Raw genomic sequence first — 22,487 nt, forward strand, 5'->3', positions numbered from 1 at the left:
CATAGCGCCGGCTTTCGCGAATAACCTAGCGTCTCCTACAGCCCGTTGCATCGTCCACTCGCGATGCCATCAGAAGACATTCATGAAAATCGTTGAAATCCGCGAAAAGACCGTTCCGATCAGTTCCCCGATCCGCAACGCCTATATCGACTTCAGCAAGATGACGCTGAGTCTCGTCGCCGTGGTGACGGACGTGATCCGCGACGGCAAGCCGGTAGTCGGCTACGGCTTCAACTCGAACGGCCGCTACGGCCAGGGCAAGCTGATGCGCGAGCGGTTCATCCCGCGCATTCTCGAAGCCGACCCCGCCTCGCTCGTCGACGATGCCGGCGACAACCTCGACCCGCACAAGATCTGGGCGACGATGTTCACCAACGAAAAGCCCGGCGGCCACGGCGAGCGCTCCGTGGCGATCGGCACGATCGACATGGCCGTGTGGGATGCGGTCGCGAAGATCGCAGGCAAGCCGCTCTTCCAGTTGCTGGCCGACCGATACGGCAATGGCGTGCCCGATCGCAAGATCTTCGTGTACGCCGCGGGCGGTTACTACTACCCGGGCCAGGACCATGAAAAGCTCAAGGACGAGATGCGCAGCTACATCGACCGGGGCTATACGGTGGTGAAGAAGAAAATCGGCGGCGCCTCGCTCGATGAAGACCTGCGCCGCATCGATTCGATCCTGAGCGTGCTGCAGGACGGCCAGAAGCTGGCGGTCGATGCGAACGGCCGCTTCGATCTCGACACCGCGATCCAGTACGCGAAGGCGCTCTCGCAATACGACCTGTTCTGGTACGAGGAACCGGGCGATCCGCTCGACTACGAATTGCAGGCCACGCTGCGCAGCTACTACGATAAGCCGATGGCGACCGGCGAAAACCTCTTTTCGATGCAGGACGCGCGGAATCTGATTCGCTACGGCGGCATGCGGGCCGGCCGCGACTGGCTGCAATTCGATTGCGCGCTGAGCTACGGCCTTGTCGAATATCTGCGCACACTCGACATGCTGCATGAACATGGCTGGTCGCCGAAGCGTTGCATTCCGCACGGCGGACACCAGATGTCGCTCAATATCGCGGCGGGCCTCGGGCTGGGCGGCAACGAATCGTATCCCGATCTGTTCCAGCCGTTCGGCGGCTTCCCCGACGGCGTCAAGGTGGATAACGGCTATATCACCATGCCGGACCTGCCCGGCATCGGCTTCGAAGGCAAGGCCGATCTCTTCGCGCAGATGCAAAAGCTGTCCGCTTGAGCCATTGCATGCTCACCGCGACAAGCCGCGCGCGTCGACCTTCCATAACGCCTCGACTTGCGCGGCCCGGACGCAAACGAATTCGTCGTAGAGATTCACCGTAGGGTCGCAATGCCCGGGAACGATCAGCATGCGTTGCCCGATCAGCGACTCCGTTCCTCGTTCGAGACCGCCCGCAACGTCCAGCATGCCGTGCTCGTCGTTCGCGCCGGCATAGGCCAGTTCGGGCGTCTCGACACGGGAAAGCGCAGTCACCTCGCGCGGCAGTCCGGAATCGACCGCCAGTCCCTTCAATCCGACGTCGCACACCGCGATGCCGGGCCGCGTCGCGCTCATGATGGTCGAGAGAATGAAGAGACTCTGCCGCGGCCGGTCGAAAGCCGCCCATTCGATGCTGCCGTAGTCACCGTCTCCAAACACGTAGGAACCGGGCTGAAGCTCGGTGTAGATGCCGCTTCGGGCGTCGAATTCCACCGTGCCCGTGCCCCCGCCGGTGACGACGGGCACATCGACGCCCCGCGCGCGAAGCGCGCTCACGAACTCCGACGCGCGCTGTGCCGCGAGCTTTGCCGCCTCCCCACGCGCCTGCCACGACGCGATATGCTGCGCGCCGCCGTGGTACGCCTGAATCCCGCCGAACCGCAAGGCGGCGTGCTGCGCGATGGCGTCGACCAGACGCAGCAGGTCATCGGACCGTGTGACGCCGCAGCGCCGCTGCCCGACGTCGATTTCGGGCAGCACGTCGATCCTGACGCCTGCCTCGGCGGCCGCGACGCCCAGCACGGCCACCTGCGGCAACGAATCGACGCACACGCTCAGGCGCGTGTGCGCGGCAAGCTCCACGGCCATCGCGACCTTGTCCGCGCCGACGAACTCGTTGCTCACGTGAATGCTTTCGATGCCCGCCGCCGCGAACGGATACGCTTCGCTCAGCTTCTGGCAGCACACGCCGACCGCGCCCGCCGCGATCTGCCGGCGCGCGATTTTGACCGACTTGTGCGCTTTCGCGTGAGGCCGCAGCGCCACGCCGCATGAGGCGGTGAATTCGGCCATGCCGCGCACGTTCGCCTCGAACGCATCGAGTTCGATCAGCAACGAAGGCGTGCCGATTTCGGCGAGTGTCGCGCCGAGGCGTGCAGCGGGAGGAGCAACCAGAGTCATATCGTTCTCGTCGGTTCGGGTTTGGGATGGACCGCAGGCGGCGTCGTCACCTTATCCGTATTGCAGCCGTTCGTCACGAATCCACGAACCGCACATCAGGAAAAAAGCGCGCCCGCGCGAATATTGCCCGTGTAGCCTGTAGCGCGGCCACGGCCACGGCCACGGCCGCGTCCCGTGCGACGCATGGCAGACCCACTCAGGACAACAAGGATTCGAACCCATGAGCTTCGTGCACTTCATCGGCGGGGAAAAAGGCGGAGTCGGCAAATCGCTCGTCGCCCGTGTGCTGGCGCAGTATTTCATCGACCGCAACGTGCCTTTTCTCGGCTTTGACACCGACCGCTCGCACGGCGCGCTCTTGCGCTACTACGCCGATTTTGCCGCGCCCGCGGTGCTGGACGACCACGACAGCCTCGACCCGGTGATCGAACACGCGCTGGAACAGCCTGAACGCCGCATCGTGGTCGATCTCGCGGCGCAGACTCAGCAGTCGATCTCGCAGTGGTTCGACGACTCCGACGTGCTCGGCATCGCGCAGGAAAACGGGATCGCGCTCACGTGGTGGCACGTGATGGACGCCGGCCGCGATTCGGTCGATCTGCTGCGGCAATGGCTCGACCGGTTCGGCGGCAAGTTGCGTCTCGTGATCGTGCTGAACGAGATCCGCGGCGATCGTTTCGAACTGCTGGAAGCGTCGGGCGAACGCCAGCGGGCGGAAGCGCTTGGCGCGAGCATCGTGTCCCTGCGCCATCTCGCCGACACGACGATGCAGAAGATCGATCAGAAAAATGCCAGCTTCTGGGCGGCGGCGCATCATCCGGATCGCGCGAGCACCGGGCTTGGCATGCTCGAACGACAGCGCGTGAAGGTCTGGCTCAATCGCGCTTACGAAGAAATCGACAAGGTCGCGCCGTAGCGTCGCGTGGCGCTCGGGCGGGTCAGCCGGCTGATGAGCCGAAGCGATCGCGTCGCCCCGCCAGACTGAGATGCTGACGGGGCGACGCGGCGTTTCAGGCGAGATCGAAACGGTCCAGGTTCATCACCTTGACCCAGGCTGCGACAAAATCGCGGACGAATTTTTCCTGCGCGTCCTCGCTCGCATAGACTTCCGAGCAAGCGCGAAGCTGGGCGTGCGAACCGAAGACCAGATCGACACGCGTGCCGGTCCACTTCACTTCGCCCGTCTTGCGATCACGCCCCTCGAACACACTGCGCGAGAGCGGCTTCCACTCGGTGCGCATGTCGAGCAGGTTGCGGAAGTAGTCGTTCGTGAGCGTTTCCGGCCGATCCGTCAAGACGCCGTGCGTCTCCTGCCCGCTGTGAACGTTCAGCACACGCAAGCCGCCGATGAGCGCCGTCATCTCGGGCGCGGTCAGCGTCAGCAATTGCGCCTTGTCGATCAGCAACGTCTCCGCCGGGACGCCCACGCGGGGGTTCACGTAGTTGCGGAAGGCGTCGGCGGAAGGTTCGAGCGCGCCGACCGATTGCACGTCGGTCTGTTCCTGTGAGGCGTCCATGCGCCCCGGCGTGAACGGCACCGTCACCTTGTGGCCGCCCTTCTCCGCCGCCTGCTCGATGGCAGCGCTCCCGGCGAGCACGATCAGGTCGGCGAGCGACACCTTCTTGCCGCCGGAAGCCGCACCGTTGAACTCGCCTTGAATGCCTTCGAGAACCTTCAGCACGTTCGCCAGTTGCTCGGGCTGATTGACTTCCCAGTCCTTCTGCGGCGCCAGGCGAATGCGTGCGCCATTGGCGCCGCCGCGCTTGTCCGAACCGCGGAACGTGGACGCCGACGCCCAGGCGGCCGCCACCAGTTGCGAGACCGGCAGCCCCGACGACAGAATCTTCTGCTTGAGCGACGCGACGTCCTGTGCATCGATCAGCGGATGGTCGACTGCCGGGATGGGATCTTGCCAGAGCAACTCTTCGGCCGGCACTTCCGGGCCGAGATAGCGGGCGCGCGGTCCCATGTCGCGGTGCGTCAGCTTGAACCACGCGCGCGCGAACGCGTCGGCGAGTTCGTCGGGATGTTCCCAGAAACGCCGCGAAATCTTTTCGTACTCGGGGTCGAAGCGCAGCGCCAGGTCGGTGGTGAGCATCGTCGGCCGAAGCTTTTTGGCGGGATCGTGAGCGTGCGGGACCGTTTCGCCGCCGTCCTTGGCGACCCACTGATTCGCACCGGCGGGACTCTTCGTCAGTTCCCATTCATGGCCGAACAGGCTCTCGAAGAAACCGCTGCCCCATTTTGTCGGCGTCGTGGTCCAGGTGACTTCCAGGCCGCTCGTGATCGTATCCGCGCCCTTGCCGCTACCGAAACTGTTCTTCCACCCGAGGCCCTGGTCCTCCAGACTGGCGGACCCCGGTTCGGCACCGACGTTGTCGGCAGGACCGGCGCCATGCGTCTTGCCGAAAGTATGGCCGCCAGCGATCAGCGCGACGGTTTCCTCATCGTTCATTGCCATGCGCGCGAACGTTTCGCGGATGTCGTGCGCCGAGGCGACCGGGTCCGGATTGCCGTCGGGGCCTTCGGGGTTCACATAGATCAGGCCCATCTGCACGGCGCCCAGCGGATTCTCCAGATTGCGTCCGTTGTCGGTGCGGCTCGCCTCGGCGCCGTGCAGCTCCTCGTCGGCGACGATCACGCCTTCGTTATCGTCGTCGCCGGCGGCACCCTTGCCGTAGCGGACGTCGCCGCCGAGCCAGGTTTTCTCATTGCCCCAGTAGACGTCCTGATCCGGCTCCCACGTGTCTTCGCGGCCGCCGCCGAAGCCGAACGTCTTGAAGCCCATCGTTTCCAGCGCGACGTTGCCGGTCAGGATCAGCAAATCCGCCCAGGACAGCTTCTGACCATACTTCTGCTTGATCGGCCAGAGCAGGCGGCGGGCTTTATCGAGGCTGACATTATCCGGCCAACTGTTGAGCGGCGCGAAACGTTGCTGGCCGCGCCCTGCGCCGCCGCGGCCATCGCCGATCCGGTACGTGCCGGCGCTATGCCACGCCATGCGGATGAAGAGCGGACCATAGTGGCCGAAGTCCGCCGGCCACCAGTCTTGCGAATCGGTCATCAGCGCCGCGAGGTCCTTCTTGACAGCGGCGAGGTCGAGACTCTTGAAGGCTTCGGCGTAGTCGAAGCTGTCGTCCATCGGATTGGATTTACGGGAGTGCTGGCTGAGTAAATCCACGCGCAGTTCTTTCGGCCACCAGTCCCGGTTCGTCGTGCCGCCACCGGCGGCATGTTGGAACGGGCACTTCGCTTCGTTTGACATGCGTAATCTCCTTGAGGGGACGTACCACTATTTGTTCTGTCAGCGTGCCACGCCTTGACGATGCACCGGCGCGTGGCACCCGCGGGCATTTCATTCGGGCAGTCCCACGGCGGACTCTTGCGCCTTTTGTCGGCGAGCCTACTCCACTTAAATATAAGCGTGTGTGACCGCCAACAGAATTCGATTCCTGCAATGCCGGCGATAGGTGCGGCCTATAACGCGTCAGGCTTTGCTTTTATCTTTCTGATTTTTCACGCGGGTGTCCGCAGGCGTCTTTTTCTTCTGCTTGAGTTGATTGAATTCAATCGCTGCACGGACGAGATTTTTCAGCGCGCGCTCATCAATCTTATCGCCTTCGAAAAAATCGATGGCCCGCCGGGCGTTGCCTTCCAGGCCCGCGTTGAAAAGCTTGTCGGGATCCGGGATGCTCGCGCCGTGCGCGAAGGTCAGCTTGACCTTTCCCTTGTGGGCATTGGCGACCGCGATCATTCCATCGCGATACCACACCGGGCTTCCCATGTACTTCCATTCCTCGACGATCTCGCCGTCCGCCTTAAGAATATGCTTTCGAATGGCGGCGAATGTCTGGCCGCGCCAGTCGGTGAGTGTCGCGATCAGTTGGTCTATGTGTTCCGATGGGTTCATTGGATCGTATGCCTCGATTCAAGTCCGGTCGCCTGCGACCGCGATAAACACGTGTCGACCTGAGCGCTACGGCCGAAACGCGGTCTTCCCGCCCGCCTGCTCCACATATTCGACCGGCAGAAGGCCGCGAGCCACAGCCTTGACGAGCACGGCGTGGTCGGCCTCCGTCTGGTCGGCGTAGGCGCGCGCGAATCGGCAGAGCGCCTTGTCCAGCTTGTCGGACGAACCCGCGTAGCCGGCGATCATCGACGCGCCGCTCGTGCGCGCGTGCCCCTTCGCGAGCAGATGGCCGACGATCCCGGCGTAGTCGGTGAGCGCGGCGGCATCGAGCGCGTCGAGGGGAATCGTGCCTTTCATGTTGCGAAACTGGCGGACGTAGTATTGCCGGCCGTCGATGGAAGTCCAGCCGAGCAGCGGATCGCTCACCGTCTGCAACGCCTGCTGATACTCGACGACGCGTTGTCCCTGATGCGCGTGCCATGCCGAATCGCCGTGAACGAAACGGGCCAGCACCGAGCGGCGCGCCTGCTTGAGCTGGAGAAAGACGACATCGTCGGCGCTGCTGCCTTCGAGCAACGCGACGTAGGCGCGCAAGCCCACGCTGCCCACGCCGACCACTTTGTGCGCGATGTCGACCAGCGTATAGCCGCCGAGCACGCGGCGCCAGTGCGGCGCCAGCGTGTCGAGGTATGCGTCGAGCGATGCGGCGATGCTTTCCGCCTCCGCATCGGGAACCCGGGTGATCAACGGCGGTTCGTCGACGATACAGCGGCGGCCGTCGCGTTCGGTCGTAAAGCGCGGCAAGGCGCGGTCGCTCGTGCGTGACCGCGCACGCTTCGCCGCGCGGGCGATCTCGCCGCGCAGCGCGGCATCGGTTGCCGTCTCGTGCAGGCGGTCGACGTCGATGCGCTGATACGAGCGCGACAGCAGCGGTTCGTTAGCGAGGAAACGCACTTCCTCGCGATAAGCGGCGACGCACGACGCGACCGAATCATGGCACTGACTTTCGCTCGCGCCCGTATGCCGGCCCGCCACCCAGATGCTCGCGACCAGCCGCCGCAGGTCCCACTCCCAGGCGCCGGGATGCGCTTCGTCGAAGTCGTTCAGGTCGATCACCAGATCCCGTTCGGGCGAAGCGTAGAAGCCGAAGTTGCCCAAATGGGAATCGCCGCAGACGACGGGCGTGATGCCGGTCGCGGGAAGATGGGCGACGTCCTCGGCCATCACGACGGCCGTGCCGCGCAGGAATCCATAGGGCGATGCGATCATGCGGCCGACCCGGATTGGAATCAGCCGGTCAAGCCGGCCCTCGTGCGAACGCATGATCTGCTCGACGGGGTCCGGCCGCGTCGCGGGGGCTTTCCAGTCGCCGAGCGTGTTGCGCGGAACCCGGTCGCGTAGGCTCCGGCCGAGTTCGAAGCGCTCCGCGCGCGACATGGGCCGACGCCGCAGCGAGCGATAACTGTCGCTGTCGGCGTCGGCGAGAACGACGTGGCCGGCCGGCGCCTGGTTGGGTGCCATGCCACGTTCTTCGCCGGACGGGCGACCGGGTTGATCGGGAAGCATGCTTGTTCGCGTCTTGTTCATGTTCGATCGATTCATCTGTCGATGGATGAACGGATCGTAACGCGTACGACGCGGCCGCGCGATGGCAATCTTCACGCGTAGCTTGCTCGCTGGCGCGGCGCTTTAGCCGCGCCGCGATTCGCCGACAACCCGAAGCCAGCCGAGGCGTTCGGCGAGATCCGACGTCGTCACGATCCCGACGATCCTGCGTTGCGCATCGATGACCGGGATGTGATGATGGCCTTTCTTCACGTAGAGGCCGAGCAGCGTTTCAAGCGACGATGTCGCGTCGATCGCGTCCACGTCGCTCGTCATCAGGCCGGCCACCGTTTGCGACGCCGGTTCCGGAGGCGCAACGCGCATGCCGTCTGATGCGACGAGCGAAGGCCGCCCGCAATGCCGCCCGAACTTCTCCAGATCCCCGCGCGTCACGATGCCTGCCAGACGCCCGTCGGCATGAACCACGGGCAATGCGCGAATCCGTTGGCGCTCCAATATTTTTTCGACGACGCGTCGCCGTGTATCGAGCGAAACCGTGACGACGTCGCGCGTCATGATCTGCTCGCAGGTGCATTCGCGCAACATGCGCGCGCTGGCGACAGGACGCTTGGCCGCCATGATCGACTCCAGGTCTTTCGTCGTGCCTTCGATGGTTCGCGGATGGCTTCGGATCATATTCATCGATACGACATTGGACGGCATGTCGTCGCGGCGATCTTTCATGCTCGTGCGTTCATGCCGTGCACGGCGGTTCCGGCAAACCCACGCAAGCATCCAGTAAGCAGACGACGCCGCCAGCATCAGTTTCAGCCCGCTCTCGTCGCGCAAGGTGAACGAACGAGCTTCCCGCACGTCGATATGGAGCGCCGGGCCGATTGCATGAAGCAGAAGCAGCACCGCCACGCAGACGACAAGCGTAACGGCCGCGCCCGCAATGCCCGCAACGCTCGGGCGGCCGGCAAATCGCCGGTGCGCGCGGTGTGGATTCGTGTTCAATAGTGTCGTCACGCACACCCCCGACTGGTCACGCGCTCCGATCCGGCTTCATGCAGCCGTCGCCGTCATGCGCTTATCCGCGCGAGCCGCTCATCGTGCAAGACGACGCAGCACACGCCTGCCAGGCGCATCGGTTCTGGAGAGCGTGCGAATCTGGCGACGCTGTTGGGCCCTGTCGCAACGCGCCGTTGCTCCCCCGACGAGCGCGACCGATGGGGACGGCTCCCGCGCGATCTCGTTTGCGAGTCCGGCGAAACGGCCGTGCTCTTCCGCTTTCGCCGCGACATCCGGGGGAAGCAGATCCGCAATCGTAAAGGTGGCGAACGCTCCGAGCGCCACGACGACGATTGCCGCCACGATTACGATTTCCATTTCTTTTCTCCCGTCAGTTCGCGCCTACGCGCGATATGCATCGCCGGAGGACGTGGAAGCGTTCCACCGGGCAGCCCGCCCGTCGGAGCATGCCGTTGGCATACAATCAGCGCCGAACGAAGACGCCCCGTTCCTCGACAACGACGACGAACATCGGCGGCGGTCGTATCGATTGTGCCGAACGAGAATCGCGCCGTCCAAGACTGGATTTGGATCAGGGCAATAACAACAGCTTATGGAGACCCAAGTGTTGCTTCGACACATCCGGTATCTCATCGCAGTGGCCGAACAGGGCAATTTCACCCGGGCAGCCGAGACGCTCAGCGTGTCGCAACCCGCGCTGTCGCAGCAGATCAGGCAACTCGAAAGCGAGCTTGGCGGCCAATTGTTCGATCGCAGCGGACGGGTCGTGCGGCTGACCGATTTCGGTCTTGCGTACATCGAGTTCGCGCGGCGCGCGGTGCTGGATCTCGAAGCCGGACGCCGCGCATTGCACGACGTGCGCGATCTGTCGCGCGGCCACGTGCGCGTCGCGGTGACGCCGACCTTCACCGAATATCTGGTGGGACCGCTGGTCGGCGAATTCCACGCGCTCCATCCCGCGATCACGATCGAGGTGTCGGAGATGTCGCTTGAAGCGATCGAAGCCGCGCTGGGCGACGATCAGGTCGATGTCGCGATCGGCTTTACGGACATCCGTTCCGACGACATCGACGTCGAACCGCTCTTCGTCGAGCGACTGACGCTCGTCGCGGGAGGCACGCATCCGCTCACGCGCGGCGCGGCCGCCGTGTCGCCGGCCCAGCTTGCCGAGCTTCCGCTTGCGCTCCTTACCGGCAACTTCGTGTCCCGCCGCTATATCGACGACTACTTTCACGGGCATGGCATCAAGCCGAACATCGCACTGCAGGCCAATTCGATCAGCGCGGTGCTTAAGATCGTGCGCCGCGGCGATGTCGCGGCTATTTTGCCGAACGCCATGCAACGCGAGCACGGCGACCTGTCGTATGTGCCGCTCGACCCGCCGTTTCCGACGCGTACGGTCGCACTGCTTAAGCGTCGCCGGGCTTATCGGACGGCGGCATCGGTCAGGTTCTGCGCGTTGCTAAAGGAGATGCTGCGCGAGGGCGAATTGTCAGCACTGCAGGATTTCGCGGCCCAACGATAACTGTGCGCCTGGGCGTCTTTAACATCGCGTCGTTCGAAACGATATTGGAAAGTTCGAACGTTCGATTCTTTAGCCATGCTTTATCAGTCGCACGGGTAAATGATTGCGATGATTCAAGCCGAATTCGAAACAGCGCTAACAGGGTTTAGTAGTCCCGCAAAAACATCTAATCAATTAAACATTCTGCGGCCCTATATCTTCTTCTTGTCACCGCTGTAGCAAGCGTTTAACATGCGCCACACGTAAACCCGTACCGAGTAGGTTGCCATGCCCGTTGCAGCACTGACCTCTCAAAGGCAAGGAAGCGTCCGCGCATATGTGGGCGTCGTTGCAAAGCCGATCATCGCCATCTCGGTTACTTACTGCGTGCTGTCCAATATCAGCTTTCAGTCGTCATCCGACGGATCGCTCGCCATGCATCGCGCAGCTGAGATGGGCCTGGTTTCCGAGGAATATGCGGAACAACACGCAACGGACCGCGTACTCTTCAAACACGTCGGCCCCGAGCTTTACGAATACCGCGTCAAACGTGCTGTCGTGAGTTATGCGGGTATTCCGTGGCTGGTCGCACGTCGTACGAATATCGATCTCGTGGGCCGATGCGAAGAGTTCGGTCAAGAGGGATGCAGTCTGAGGGCAGAATAGATCTGCTTTAAGCCTCCGGCATTCAAATCCCATCCTCGATCGCCGTCGTTTCCAACGAGTGGAGCGCATGCGTCCGATGCCCGATGACATCCCAGAGCCGCAAGCCGTCTGCCATCCCATCACTCGCAGCGCCATTTTCCTTGTCGCCACGCTGAAACCCGGCGTCGAAAGCGCCAACACCGTGCGCGCGTTATGCGCCGACGTCGCCGCGCTCGTTCGCGCGGTTGGCACGCGGGCGCCCACGGGCGAGTTGTCGTGCGTGTGCGGCTTCGGCTCCGAGGCCTGGAACACGCTCTTCGGTGCACCGCGCCCCGCGAACCTGCACCCGTTCCGTGAGGTCGGCGACCCCGCGCGACGCGCAATCGGCACGCCGGGCGATATCCTGCTGCACATCCGCGCCGACCACATGGATCTCTGCTTCGAACTCGCCGCGCAGTTGATGGCGCGACTGGGCGATGCGGTATCGGTGGTCGACGAGGTGCACGGCTTTCGCTATTTCGACCTGCGGGACATGGTCGGTTTCGTCGACGGCACGGAAAACCCGAGAGGCCGCGAGGCGGTCGACTTCGCCATCGTTGGCGACGAGGATCGCGAATTCGCGGGCGGCAGTTATGTGGTCGTGCAGAAGTATCTGCATGACATGACCGCCTGGGAATCGCTCCCGGTCGAAGCGCAAGAACGCATCATCGGCCGCAGAAAGCTCTCCGACGTCGAGCTTCCCAAGGGGATCAAGCCATCGTCCTCGCACAGTTCGCTGACGACCATCGAAAAAGACGGGCAGGAAGTCAAAATCCTGCGCCACAACATGGCCTTCGGCCGGCCCGGCGCCGGCGAGTTCGGGACCTACTTCATCGGCTATGCCGCCTCGCCCGAGCCGATCGAACAGATGCTCGAGAACATGTTCGTCGGACGGCCGCCCGGCAACTACGACCGGCTGCTCGACTACAGCCGCGCGGTCACCGGCGGCCTGTTCTTCGTTCCATCGGCGCCGCTGCTCGAAGCGCTCGCGGATCGCAGCCCAACGTCTCCGGCCGGTCAGTCTTCCTCACCTGCATGATGGGCGAAGGCGTTCGCAGGTCAGGTCCGCGACCACGAGCGCTCCAATTGTCAAACGATTACATCTGGCTTGCCCTCGTGTCGCGTCACCGCTAGAATGCGAACAATTCCTATTTACGTAGCGGTGGATTTATGGTTCTCGTGGTCGCGCAGCGATCCTTCGTCAGAGCGCGGCAACGATGAGGTCGTGGTTCGTTCGTCTGCATCGATGGCTCGGCGTCGCGACGGCGCTGTTCCTGTTCGTCTCGGGGCTGACCGGCGCGATCATCGCGTGGGATCACGAACTCGACGCGGCGCTCAATCCCTTGTTCTTCTACGCGCGCACGGACGGCCCGGCGCTGTCGTCGCTCGAACTGGCGCGGCGCGTCGAAGCGGCAGATCCGCGAATCGAGGTGACGTACTTGCCGCTCGGCGTCGAGCCGGGGCACACGCAGCAGATGATGGTGCTGCCGCGCACCGATCCCGCCACCGGCCAGGCGTACAAGGTCGACTTCAACCAGCTCGCCGTCGATCCCGCTACGGGCGACGTGCAAGGCCGGCGCGAGTGGGGTGCGGTGTCGCTCGCGCGCATCGACCTGCTGCCGTTCATCTACAAGCTTCACTACACGCTGCACCTGCCGTTCGTCGGCGGGCTGGACGTGGGCACGTGGCTGCTCGGCATCGTCGGCATTCTGTGGTTTTTCGACAGCGGCATCGCGCTGATCCTGTCGTTCCCGAGCGTGAAGGCGTGGCGCAAGTCCTTCGCGTTCCGTTTCGGGCGCGGCGGCTACGCGCTGACCTTCGACCTGCATCGCTCGGGCGGCGTCTGGATCTGGGGTCTGTTGCTCATGATGGCGCTCACTTCGGTGTCGATGAACCTTGCCGATCCGATCGTGCGGCCCATCGTCTCCGTTTTTTCGCCGCTCGCGCCGACCATCCTGAACAACCCCGAACTCGCCCGCCACGCGAACCCCGCCGCGACGCCGTTTACGCGTGAGGCGGTGCTCGCGCGGGCGATCGAGGACGGGCGCGAACGCGGTCTCGCGGCGCCGCCGGGCGCGCTCTACTACGCGTCCGCGCTGCATGCGTATGCCGTCGGCTTTTTTGCGCCGGGGCACGACCACGGCGATGTCGGTCTCGGCAACCCCTGGCTGCACTACAACGCGAGCACGGGCAAGCTCGTCGGATCGTCGATTCCGGGCGAGGGTTCGGCGGGCGACATCTTCATGCAAGCCCAGTTTCCGCTGCATTCCGGGCGCATCGCCGGCATTCCGGGACGCATTCTGGTCAGCGCCGTGGGCATCGCCGTCGCGATGCTGAGCGCGACCGGCCTCATGATCTGGATCAGAAAGCGCTCCGCCCGGCGACAATCGGCCGTGGTGAAGCAAGCCCGCGCCGTGCGCGGCAACTCCGTCTCTTCCTGACCCGCCCGCGAGCCTGCGGATTACGCCCGATCGCCCGTCTCGCCGCTCAGTTCGAGCGCGAGAAAGTCGACGAACGCACGAATGCGATTCGACATCTGATGCCGCTGCGAATAGACGGCGAAGATGTCCGCGTTCGGTGTCTCGTGATCGGGAAGCACGCGCACCAGCGAACCGTCGGCCAGATACTGCTTGATGTCCCATTCGGCCCGCATCAGGATGCCGTGTCCTTCCAGCGCCCACTTGACGGCGATTTCGCCGTCGTTCGTCGTCAGCGTGCCGTTGATCCGCACCGCCTCCGTCTTGCGCGCCGCGCCCCGGCCCGAGCTCAGGCGCCACACGCCGTAGGCTTCGTCGCCCTGACGGATGCCGATGCAGTTGTGCCGCGTGAGATCGTGCGCGGTCAATGGCATGCCGCGCGACGCGATATACGCAGGCGCCGCGCACAACAGCCGCCGGTTCGCCGCGAGACGCTTCGCGACGACCCGCGTATCGGGCGGCTCGCCGAAGCGGATGCAGACGTCGAATGCGTCGTCGGTGAGAGGCGGCGGCGTCACCGACAACTGAAGCTGCACGGCCACCTGCGGATATCGCGCGACAAACCGCGAAATCGCCGGGGCGACGTGGCTTCGCCCGAAGCCGAGCGTCGCGTTGACGCGCAGCAGACCCTTCGGGCTCTTCTTCGCGGACCCGAGCAGTTCCGACAACTCGTCGATTTCGTCGAGAATCCGGCGCGCATGCCCGAGGTACAGCTCGCCCTCGGGCGTAAGCATCATCCGGCGCGTGGTCCGGTTGACGAGCGCGACGCCCGCGCGGCTTTCCATTTGCGTCAGGCGCTTGCTGACGGCGGCCGCCGTCAGTCCCAGTTCGCGGGCGGCCGCGCTCAGACTGCCCGACGCGGCGAGCGTCGAAAAGAAGCTCAGATCGGCCGGCTGGACGGTATCGCGCATCGCTGCCACTTGTGAATTCAGGTTAAAGACGCTTTGAGTTTAGCACCGGTTTTCGAGTCCGGACGGGGGTACAGTTCAGTCATACCCACGACATCTGAAGGACGGAGACATGAAAACCTATCGCATCGCAACCATCCCCGGCGACGGCATCGGCAAGGAAGTCGTTCCGGCCGGCCAGCAAGTGCTGGAAGCGCTGGCGCAGTCCAGCGATTCGTTCGCCTTCGAGTTCGAAAATTTCGACTGGGGCGGCGACTATCACCGTAAGCACGGTGTGATGATGCCGGCGGACGGTCTCGATGCGATCCGCGACAAGGACGCGATCCTGTTCGGCTCGGCGGGCGACCCGGACATTCCCGACCACATCACGCTGTGGGGCCTGCGCCTGAAAATCTGCCAGGGTTTCGATCAATACGCGAACGTGCGGCCGACCCGCATCCTGCCGGGCATCGATGCGCCGCTCAAGCGCTGCAAGCCGGAAGACCTGAACTGGGTAATCGTGCGCGAGAACTCGGAGGGCGAATATTCCGGCATCGGCGGCCGCGTTCACCAGGGCCATCCGATCGAGGCGGCCACCGACGTTTCGATCCTCACGCGCGCCGGTGTCGAGCGGATCATGCGCTTTGCATTCAGGCTCGCGCAGTCCCGTCCGCGCAAGCTCTTGACGGTCATCACGAAGAGCAATGCGCAGCGTCACGCGATGGTGATGTGGGACGAGATCGCGCTGGAAATCTCGAAGGAATTTCCGGACGTGAAGTGGGACAAGGAACTGGTCGACGCCTCGACGGCGCGCATGGTGAACCGTCCGGAGACACTCGACACGATCGTCGCGACCAACCTGCACGCCGACATTCTCAGCGACCTGGCGGCCGCGCTCGCCGGCAGCCTCGGCATCGCGCCGACCGGCAACATCGATCCGGAACGCCGTTACCCGTCGATGTTCGAGCCGATCCACGGCTCCGCCTTCGACATCATGGGCAAGGGACTCGCCAACCCGGTCGGTACGTTCTGGTCGGTCGTCATGCTGCTCGAACATCTCGGCGAATTCGACGCAGCCCGTCGCGTAATGCAGGCAGTGGAAGCCGTGACGGCGAACACGTCCCTTCACACGCGCGACCTCGGCGGCACGGCAACGACGGCCCAGGTGACGGCTGCCGTGTGTGCGCTCCTCGACAAGGTCGCGGTTCCCGCCGCCAACGCCGCCTAAGCCAGGCTCAGGCGAATCGTCTTCGCATGACACGCCTGCCGGCGGCGGGCGTGCACAGTCCCGATCCGAACCGATGGCCGCGCCATTTCGCGGCCGGGATCGACTCGTCCCGGCGCTTTCGACACACGCACCGATAGCCCAAAAAAGAACATGCCGACCGAACGGCAGGGACGTTTAAGCCATTCCATAGAGCACCGCTCAAACCTCCAAGGAGGAGACAAGATGATTTCCGAACTCGAAGCCCGGGTTTGCCGGAAGCTCATGCTGCGGATCATTCCGTTCGTGATGCTGCTTTACTTCATCAGCTTTCTGGACCGCGTCAACGTCGGCTTCGCGGCGATGACGATGAACAAGGCCATCGGACTGTCTCCGGCCGCATTCGGGCTCGGCGGGGGTCTGTTCTTCATCGGCTACTTTCTGTTCGAAGTGCCCTCGAACCTGATTCTCCACAAGGTCGGCGCGCGCAAGTGGATCGCGCGCGTGATGGTGTCGTGGGGGATCGTGTCGGCGGCGTCGGCGTTCGTCGTCGGGCCCAACAGCTTCTACGCGCTGCGCTTCATTCTCGGTGTCGCCGAGGCAGGCTTCTTCCCCGGCATCATTCTTTACCTCAGCCTGTGGTTCCCGAGCCGCCAACGCGCCGTAGCCGCCGCGTGGTTCATGGCCGCGGCACCGATCTCGACCGCCATCGGTTCGCCGCTTTCCGGCGCCATCATGAAGCTGCCGCCGATGTGGGGCCTCGCCGACTGGCAGATGCTCTACATCATCGAAGCAGTGCCGGCGATCATCCTCGGTTTCGTCGTGCTGAAGTACATGACCGACACGCCCTCGAAGGCGCACTGGCTCCAGCCGGAAGAGCGCGCCTGGCTGATCGCGAAGCTTACGACGGAAGCCGACGCCAAGCAGTCGCATGCGGGTCATACGGCCGGTGCGCTCAGCGCCTTGCGCGACCCGCGCGTGCTGGCGCTGGCGCTGATCTACTTCGGCACGTCGGCGGGTCTCTACACGCTTGGCCTGTGGGCGCCGCTGATCATCCGGCAATACGGATTCGGCTCGTTCGAAACCGGTCTGCTGGCGGGTGTGCCGAGCATCCTGGCCGTCATCGCGATGATCGTCTGGGCGAAGCATTCGGACCGCACCGAAGAACGGACGTGGCACGTAGTGATTCCGTGCGTCGTCGCGTGCCTCGGATTCGTCTTTGCCGGGGGCGCCACGAGCGCGCTGATGATCATCCTGTCGCTCGTGGTCGTGAACATCGGCATCAGTGCCGCGAAGGCGCCGCTGTGGGCCATGCCGAGCATGTTCCTGTCGGGCGCCGGCGCCGCGGCCGGCATCGCGATGATCAATTCCGTCGGCAATCTCGGCGGCTTCGTCGGCCCGTTCGCGATCGGCTGGCTGAAGGACGTGACGGGCGGTTACTCGGCGGGTTTGTACGTGGTCGGTGCGACGCTGGCCGTCTCGGCCGTGGTGACGTTGCTGCTGAGCCGTCAATCGAAGCAGACGCCCGTCGCGGCCGGCGAACGGCACGGGCACTGAGGACGAGCGCTCGCAGGACAGCAAGACGCTCGTCTTGCGAGCTACGACTACGCGAACGGCGTGCCGTCCTTGCGCACGAAACGACCATCGGCGTTGGCGCTCATCATGTCGACGTCGGCGCATGTGGTGAGGTCGTCGAATATCCGCGACCCGGCTTCGAGGTACTCCGCCATCCTGGGCATCGCTCGCCTCCCGTCGAATCACGCATCGAATGGCTGTTTCGTTTGCAGACTCATCCGTCGCTCAGGTAGGCGTTATGCCGCACATTGGCCGAGCAGAACACGCGAAACTCGACGGGCTCCTCGCGTGGCGCCGCCTCGACGACACCGCACGCATGCAGCACATGCTGAAGCGCCGCGATGACCTGTCCGTCCGGGTCCTGATCGATCACGATATCCATGATGCCCGCTTCGATGTAGTCGCGATGCAGGTCGAGCATTTCGTGCCCGACCCACACGATACCGCGCGCCACACCGCACTTGCGCAACGCGGCTTCGACCCCCGCCGAGCCGTAGCCGCTGTTGTAGATCGCGCTCACCTCGCCCTTCTTGAGCGCGGCCGTCACCGCGCGATAACAGCGGTCGTCATCGTCGAATGTCTCGAACGTCTCGCGATCGCAGGCGAGGTGGCCGAACGCTTCGTCGATCTGCGCCCGACAGCCGCCCATGCGATCGACGTGCGCCCGGTAATCCAGGCGTCCGCCGAGCAGCAGCACGCGCCCGGGCCGGGTCGCGAGCCGGCCGATGTAATAGCCCGCGGTACGGCCTGCCCGCAGGTTGTCGATGCCCGCGTAGTGCAGCCGCGCGATGTCCGCGATATCCGTCACCATCGTCACGACCGCTTCGTTTCGACCGATGGCTGCTGTCAGCGCGTCACGCACGCGCGCCGTATCGTGCGTCGTCACGATGAGCGCCGCGCGCCGGTAGCGCGGTTGCGCGATCGCGGCGGTGATCGTGGTGTCGTCCGCGGGCGGCAGCGCCACGCGATGCACAATCACCCGCCGGTCCAGCATCTGCATGGCGCGTTGCAGCGCCTGATCGAGTCGCCGGAAGAACGGGGCGTCGCTGTCCGGCAGCAGCACGTCGACGTGGACGAGACCGTGTTGCGTTTCGGGCAAGAGACGCGGCAACGCAAGCTCCCGGGCCGCCGCGACGACGCGTTCGCGCGCCGCCGCCGAAACGCTGCCGCGCTCGTTCAGGACGCGATCGACGGTCGAGGCGCTGACGCCCGCCCGCTCCGCGATCTCCACGAAACGCGCGGTTCGCTTGCGTCGCGGGGAAGCGGACGGATTCGGCACGGCGGTCTCCAGATAGTTAGCGACTCGTCGAGCGCGGTTTTGCACAAAGCTAGAAGATTGACGATAAATCGTCAATCTTCTCGTTGAGCAGCGCTCGCGGAACGCTTATTTTTGAGCCTTGGACGCTCTGCGATGCGCCGGGAGCCTTCCAGTGAGATCGGCAACAATCCGACCCAGGAGACGCAAGTGTCGAATTCATCGCGGCAGCATGAGGACTACCGGCTCGTCGGCGGTGCTGGCGAGCGCGCGCAAGCGGCGGGTCTCGTCAACGCCGACTGGTACAAGTGCGCGGTGCCGCGCGCCGTGCTGAAGGAGTTGATGCAGCGCAGCGACGCCCGCGCGATCCGCGACACCGTGCTCTGGTACGCCGCGATCGTCGCGAGCGGTGCGCTTTCCGGATTGGCGTGGCACCTGCATTTCTGGTGGGCGGTGCCGGCGTTCTTCGTCTACGGAACGCTTTACTGCAGCCCCGCCGATTCGCGCTGGCATGAAGCCGGACACGGCACGGCTTTCAAGACCCGCTGGATGAACGATGCGCTGTATCAAGCCGCGTCGTTCCAGGTGTTCCGTCGCGCGACCGTGTGGCGCTGGAGTCATGCCCGCCATCACACGGATACGCTCGTGGTCGGGCGCGATCCAGAGATCGCCGCGCCCCGGCCGACCGACTGGCTGGCACTCGCATCGAGCGTCTTTGGGCTGAAGCAGGTGTCGAGCGAGTTGCCGAAGATGGTCGCCGCCGCGTTCGGCAGGATGAACGCCGACGACCGCACTTTCGTGCCAGCGTCCGAATGGCCGAAGGTGTTCCGCGAAGCGCGTATCAGCCTCGCGATCTACGCCATCGTGATCGGCGCGAGCGTGTACTTCCGCACGATCCTGCCCCTGCTCTTCATCGGCCTGCCGAGCCTGTACGGCGCGTGGCTCTATCTGTACTTCGGTCTCACGCAGCATGCGGGCATGCCCGAGAACGTGCTCGACCATCGCAAGAACTGCCGCACGGTGATGATGAATCCGCTGTTCCGCTTCCTTTACTGGAACATGAACTATCACGTCGAACATCATATGTTCCCGATGGTTCCGTTCCATGCACTGCCACAACTGCACGAAGCGGTGAAAGCGGACATGCCGCCGCCGTATCGAAGCACCCTCGCCGCTTACGCCGAAATCATCCCGGCGCTCGTGAAGCAGACGCACGATCCGTCGTTTCATGTCGTGCGTCCGGTGCCAGCGGCCAGCCAGGCCTGAAAGACGACAACCATAAGGAAACACGCCACCATGCCCCAATGGATCGATGCTGCCGCGCTCGACGACATCCAGGACGAAGACGTCATGCGATTCGATCACGCAGGCCGAACCTTCGCGATCTATCGCGTGAACGACGAGGTCTACGCAAGCGATGGCCTGTGTACACACGAACAGGCCCATTTGAGCGACGGATTCGTGATGGACCATGTGATCGAATGCCCGAAGCACAACGGCCGCTTCGACATTCGCGATGGCCGCGCGCTTTGCGCACCCGTCTGCGAGAAGCTCGGGACCTATCCCGCGCGAGTCGAAGGCGGACGCATTTTGATCGAGCTGTGATGCCATGACGAGGGCAGCCGTTCCGGCTGACCGCAAACGCGCCCGCTAGCTGAACCGGAGTTCCGTGCCCGGGCCGGCGGTCCGCGTCGAGACATGGACGCGCTGAAGCAACGCTTGCAGGTCGTCGATGTTGAACGGCTTCGACAGGATGGTCACGTCTGCATGCTTGGCGCGCTCGAATTCCTCCGCGTAGCCGGTCATCAGGGCGATCGCCTGATGCGGCCACGCGCGCCGGACCTTCTCCGCGACGTCGATCCCGTTGTTCAGGCCGGGCATCTGGATGTCCGAGAGAATCAGGTCGAATCGCTCGCCGTCTTCGAGCAACTGAAGCGCGGCGTCGCCGGTCAGTTCGTGGCGCGCGCGCCAGCCGAACACTTCGAGCACGGCAGCGAGACCCGCCGCGACCTCGACGTTGTCTTCCACGAGCAGCACCGATCCCTGATTCGCGACCCCGGCCACGTTCTCGGGCTTCGATAGATCGGCGCCTTCCCGCCTCGCCTCGCCCGCCCAGCGCGGAAGAAAGAGACGGATCGTCGTGCCGCGGCCGACGACGCTGTCGACTCGCGCGGTGCCGCCCGCCTGCTCGCACATCGCGAACACCTGCGCGAGCCCGAGGCCCGTGCCTGCGCTCGTCGCCTTCGTCGTGAAGAGCGGCTCGAATGCACGCTGCACGACCGCGGGCGGCATGCCGGTTCCGTTGTCCGTGCAGGCGATCACGACATATTCGCCCGGCTTCAGCCCAGCCGACGTCTGGAGCAACTGAACGTTCTCGCAGCGGATGACGAACTTGCCGCCTTCGGGCATCGCATCCTTCGCGTTGACCGCGACGTTGATCAGCGCGGACTCGAGTTCGGTCGCATCGACGTAGACGGGCCAGACGGTCTCGGGCGCCCGGAGCGTCAGCTCGACCTTCTCGCCAAGCGATGTCTCGATGAGCGACGCGGCGTCCTTGAGCCAGTCGCTCAGTTGCGTGGCGTCCTCGCGCAACGGCTGCTTGCGCGCGACGCTCAGCAGGCGGCGCGCGAGCACCTCGGCCCCGAGCGACGCGCGCTCGACGGCCGTCACTTCCTTCTCCAGCCCGTTGAAGCCCTTGCGCCGCGCGAGCTCCATGTTCGCCTTGACGACCATCAGCAGGTTGTTGAAGTCGTGCGCGACGTTCGCCACGAGATTGCCGAGGGCGCCCATTCGCCGCATCTGACGACTGGCCGCTTCCGCCGTCAGCCGCATGCCGACTTCGGTCCGCCATCGCTCCCACGCGGCCTGCTCCTCCTTGAGCCTGCGCAGCGAGAAGACGACGAGCAGCCAGATGCCCGTGCAGGGAATCAGCGTCGCGAGCGCGATAAGGCCGTCGTGTTGCAGCCATCGGCTCGTCACCGCCGACACCGCGATCCCGGCCGTCACGTAGAGCGGATACGTGCCGACCTGCCGGTACGCCAGCAGCTTGTCGACGCCGTCGAGCGTCGACTCGATCCGGATGCGGTCGAATGCGCCTTTTCCTTCGATGGCCCGCGCCAAAGGCAGGTTGTGAGCCGGTGCGGGGTTCATCCGCGGCGGCGGCGACCGGGCGAGAATGGCTCCGTCGCGGCGAAAGAGGCCAAGCGTCAACGCGCTGTCCCGTGCGGCCAGTTCCTGATAGAAGGACAGAAAATAGTCCCGCCGCAGCGAAATGGTCACGACCCCAAGGAAGCGGCCATCGGCCGAGCGTCTGGCCGTGTTCGTCGTGAAGACGTCGGTGCCGCTGATCGCGTCGCGCAACGGCATCGACACTTCCGTTTCGGAATCGCGCTTCTGCACCGCCTCGAAGTCGACGCGGTCGCGCACATTCAGACGCGGGGCCGGATAGTAGTGACTGCTCACGAGCAGATCGCCGTTCTCGCCGAAGACGAAGATGCCCGCGATCTGCGGCAAACGCGCCGCCATCTCGCCCAGGATCTGATGAACCTCTTCCTGGCGCGCGAGCACTTGCCGGTCGTCATCGGAGCCCAGCAGTTGCTCGATGCGCGACGACATCTCCCGGTTCAGGTCGAGCACCTTGACGGCATGTTCTTCCGCGACGCGCGCGAGGCGATCGATGACTTCCGACGAATCGGAGAGCCGGCTCTCGTAGCCGACATAGCCATAGCCGATGATGAAAAAGAGGGGCGTAACGATCGAGGCCAGCAGGACGACGATGAGGATGCGGCGCGTCGCGCCGAAGTCCCTCGGCGGAACGGGAATCTCCAACGCGGAACTGTCCAGCGCCGATACTTCGCGATGCTCGGTCATCACGGGTCCCGCCGATCTTCAGAAGGCGAAGATTATCCAGACGGATGCGCGGCGTCAAACTGGACCGGAGGGGATTTCATTGCAAAAAACGCCCGTCGATATGCTTCTTCGCAATGTTTCGTCAGTGCAGTGA

20 protein-coding genes and 1 pseudogene are annotated in these 22,487 nt (G+C 64.3%); 11 read left to right on the plus strand and 10 right to left on the minus strand.

Going from position 1 to position 22,487, the window contains the following annotated elements; genetic code table 11:
* Positions 1-82 precede the first annotated feature (82 nt).
* A complete protein-coding gene (locus AWB66_RS08340) occupies positions 83-1,249 on the plus strand; it encodes a mandelate racemase/muconate lactonizing enzyme family protein (RefSeq protein ID WP_087629818.1) in 1,167 nt (388 codons plus the stop codon).
* A 12-nt stretch (positions 1,250-1,261) separates the two neighbouring features.
* Here the strand turns inward: AWB66_RS08340 and AWB66_RS08345 are convergent, their stop codons facing one another.
* On the minus strand, positions 1,262-2,410 hold the full coding sequence (locus AWB66_RS08345) for a DSD1 family PLP-dependent enzyme (protein ID WP_087629819.1): 1,149 nt from the start codon (positions 2,408-2,410) through the stop codon (positions 1,262-1,264).
* A gap of 220 nt (positions 2,411-2,630) precedes the next feature.
* On the opposite strand from AWB66_RS08345, the gene AWB66_RS08350 reads away from it, so the two are divergent.
* Positions 2,631-3,326 carry a P-loop NTPase family protein gene (locus AWB66_RS08350; RefSeq protein WP_087629820.1) on the plus strand — a complete coding sequence of 232 codons (696 nt, stop codon included), beginning with the start codon at positions 2,631-2,633 and terminating at the stop codon, positions 3,324-3,326.
* Positions 3,327-3,420: 94 nt separating this feature from the next.
* Here AWB66_RS08350 and katG read toward each other — a convergent pair whose 3' ends face one another.
* From katG to AWB66_RS34305, 4 genes are all read right to left on the minus strand, one after another.
* Positions 3,421-5,676, minus strand: coding sequence for a catalase/peroxidase HPI (gene katG, locus AWB66_RS08355; protein ID WP_087629821.1), 2,256 nt, complete (start codon positions 5,674-5,676; stop codon positions 3,421-3,423).
* 222 nt (positions 5,677-5,898) lie between these two features.
* Positions 5,899-6,321, minus strand: a complete 423-nt coding sequence (locus AWB66_RS08360) for a DUF1801 domain-containing protein (RefSeq protein WP_087629822.1) — start codon at positions 6,319-6,321, stop codon at positions 5,899-5,901.
* Between the two features lie 66 nt (positions 6,322-6,387).
* Entirely contained in the window at positions 6,388-7,842 is a 1,455-nt protein-coding gene (locus tag AWB66_RS08365; RefSeq protein WP_087630003.1) for a DUF2252 domain-containing protein, read from the minus strand.
* 168 nt (positions 7,843-8,010) lie between these two features.
* The gene (locus AWB66_RS34305; protein WP_407642276.1) at positions 8,011-8,442 is read right to left on the minus strand and encodes a CBS domain-containing protein; all 432 of its coding nucleotides are present in this window, start codon (positions 8,440-8,442) and stop codon (positions 8,011-8,013) included.
* Here AWB66_RS34305 and AWB66_RS34310 point away from each other — a divergent pair.
* Positions 8,344-8,886 (plus strand): hypothetical protein, encoded by a 543-nt coding sequence (locus AWB66_RS34310; RefSeq protein WP_235021039.1) that lies wholly within the window; start codon positions 8,344-8,346, stop codon positions 8,884-8,886. The two genes, AWB66_RS34305 and AWB66_RS34310, sit on opposite strands and share 99 nt — an antisense overlap.
* A gap of 87 nt (positions 8,887-8,973) precedes the next feature.
* Here AWB66_RS34310 and AWB66_RS08375 read toward each other — a convergent pair whose 3' ends face one another.
* Positions 8,974-9,240, minus strand: a complete 267-nt coding sequence (locus AWB66_RS08375) for a hypothetical protein (RefSeq protein ID WP_159462893.1) — start codon at positions 9,238-9,240, stop codon at positions 8,974-8,976.
* Between the two features lie 262 nt (positions 9,241-9,502).
* Here AWB66_RS08375 and cynR point away from each other — a divergent pair, with 262 nt between their 5' ends.
* From cynR to AWB66_RS08395, 4 genes are all read left to right on the plus strand, one after another.
* Complete coding sequence (cynR, locus tag AWB66_RS08380; RefSeq protein ID WP_235021040.1) at positions 9,503-10,423, plus strand: transcriptional regulator CynR; 921 nt, start codon at positions 9,503-9,505, stop codon at positions 10,421-10,423.
* Positions 10,424-10,690: 267 nt separating this feature from the next.
* On the plus strand, positions 10,691-11,068 hold the full coding sequence (locus AWB66_RS32865) for a hypothetical protein (RefSeq protein WP_125469685.1): 378 nt from the start codon (positions 10,691-10,693) through the stop codon (positions 11,066-11,068).
* 76 nt (positions 11,069-11,144) lie between these two features.
* Entirely contained in the window at positions 11,145-12,125 is a 981-nt protein-coding gene (locus tag AWB66_RS08390; protein WP_087630004.1) for a Dyp-type peroxidase, read from the plus strand.
* A 178-nt stretch (positions 12,126-12,303) separates the two neighbouring features.
* Positions 12,304-13,527: a PepSY-associated TM helix domain-containing protein gene (locus tag AWB66_RS08395; protein ID WP_087629827.1), complete on the plus strand. Its 1,224-nt coding sequence runs from the start codon at positions 12,304-12,306 to the stop codon at positions 13,525-13,527.
* A gap of 20 nt (positions 13,528-13,547) precedes the next feature.
* Here the strand turns inward: AWB66_RS08395 and AWB66_RS08400 are convergent, their stop codons facing one another.
* A complete protein-coding gene (locus tag AWB66_RS08400; protein ID WP_087629828.1) occupies positions 13,548-14,474 on the minus strand; it encodes a LysR substrate-binding domain-containing protein in 927 nt (308 codons plus the stop codon).
* A gap of 109 nt (positions 14,475-14,583) precedes the next feature.
* On the opposite strand from AWB66_RS08400, the gene AWB66_RS08405 reads away from it, so the two are divergent.
* Both AWB66_RS08405 and AWB66_RS08410 read left to right on the plus strand, forming a co-directional pair.
* The gene (locus AWB66_RS08405; protein ID WP_087629829.1) at positions 14,584-15,678 is read left to right on the plus strand and encodes a tartrate dehydrogenase; all 1,095 of its coding nucleotides are present in this window, start codon (positions 14,584-14,586) and stop codon (positions 15,676-15,678) included.
* 222 nt (positions 15,679-15,900) lie between these two features.
* Positions 15,901-17,211: an MFS transporter gene (locus tag AWB66_RS08410; protein ID WP_087629830.1), complete on the plus strand. Its 1,311-nt coding sequence runs from the start codon at positions 15,901-15,903 to the stop codon at positions 17,209-17,211.
* A 47-nt stretch (positions 17,212-17,258) separates the two neighbouring features.
* Here the strand turns inward: AWB66_RS08410 and AWB66_RS08415 are convergent.
* Positions 17,259-17,384, minus strand: a pseudogene (locus AWB66_RS08415) (cupin domain-containing protein); the annotation flags it as partial.
* Between the two features lie 59 nt (positions 17,385-17,443).
* Positions 17,444-18,508, minus strand: coding sequence for a LacI family DNA-binding transcriptional regulator (locus AWB66_RS08420; protein ID WP_087629831.1), 1,065 nt, complete (start codon positions 18,506-18,508; stop codon positions 17,444-17,446).
* Between the two features lie 132 nt (positions 18,509-18,640).
* Between AWB66_RS08420 and AWB66_RS08425 the strand changes: the two genes are divergently transcribed.
* On the plus strand, positions 18,641-19,750 hold the full coding sequence (locus AWB66_RS08425) for a fatty acid desaturase family protein (protein ID WP_087629832.1): 1,110 nt from the start codon (positions 18,641-18,643) through the stop codon (positions 19,748-19,750).
* 30 nt (positions 19,751-19,780) lie between these two features.
* Entirely contained in the window at positions 19,781-20,089 is a 309-nt protein-coding gene (locus AWB66_RS08430; RefSeq protein ID WP_087629833.1) for a non-heme iron oxygenase ferredoxin subunit, read from the plus strand.
* Between the two features lie 45 nt (positions 20,090-20,134).
* Here AWB66_RS08430 and AWB66_RS08435 read toward each other — a convergent pair whose 3' ends face one another.
* On the minus strand, positions 20,135-22,354 hold the full coding sequence (locus AWB66_RS08435) for a hybrid sensor histidine kinase/response regulator (RefSeq protein ID WP_087629834.1): 2,220 nt from the start codon (positions 22,352-22,354) through the stop codon (positions 20,135-20,137).
* Positions 22,355-22,487 lie beyond the last annotated feature (133 nt).

The sequence above is a fragment of the Caballeronia telluris genome, assembly GCF_001544495.1.
Lineage (GTDB): Bacteria > Pseudomonadota > Gammaproteobacteria > Burkholderiales > Burkholderiaceae > Caballeronia > Caballeronia telluris.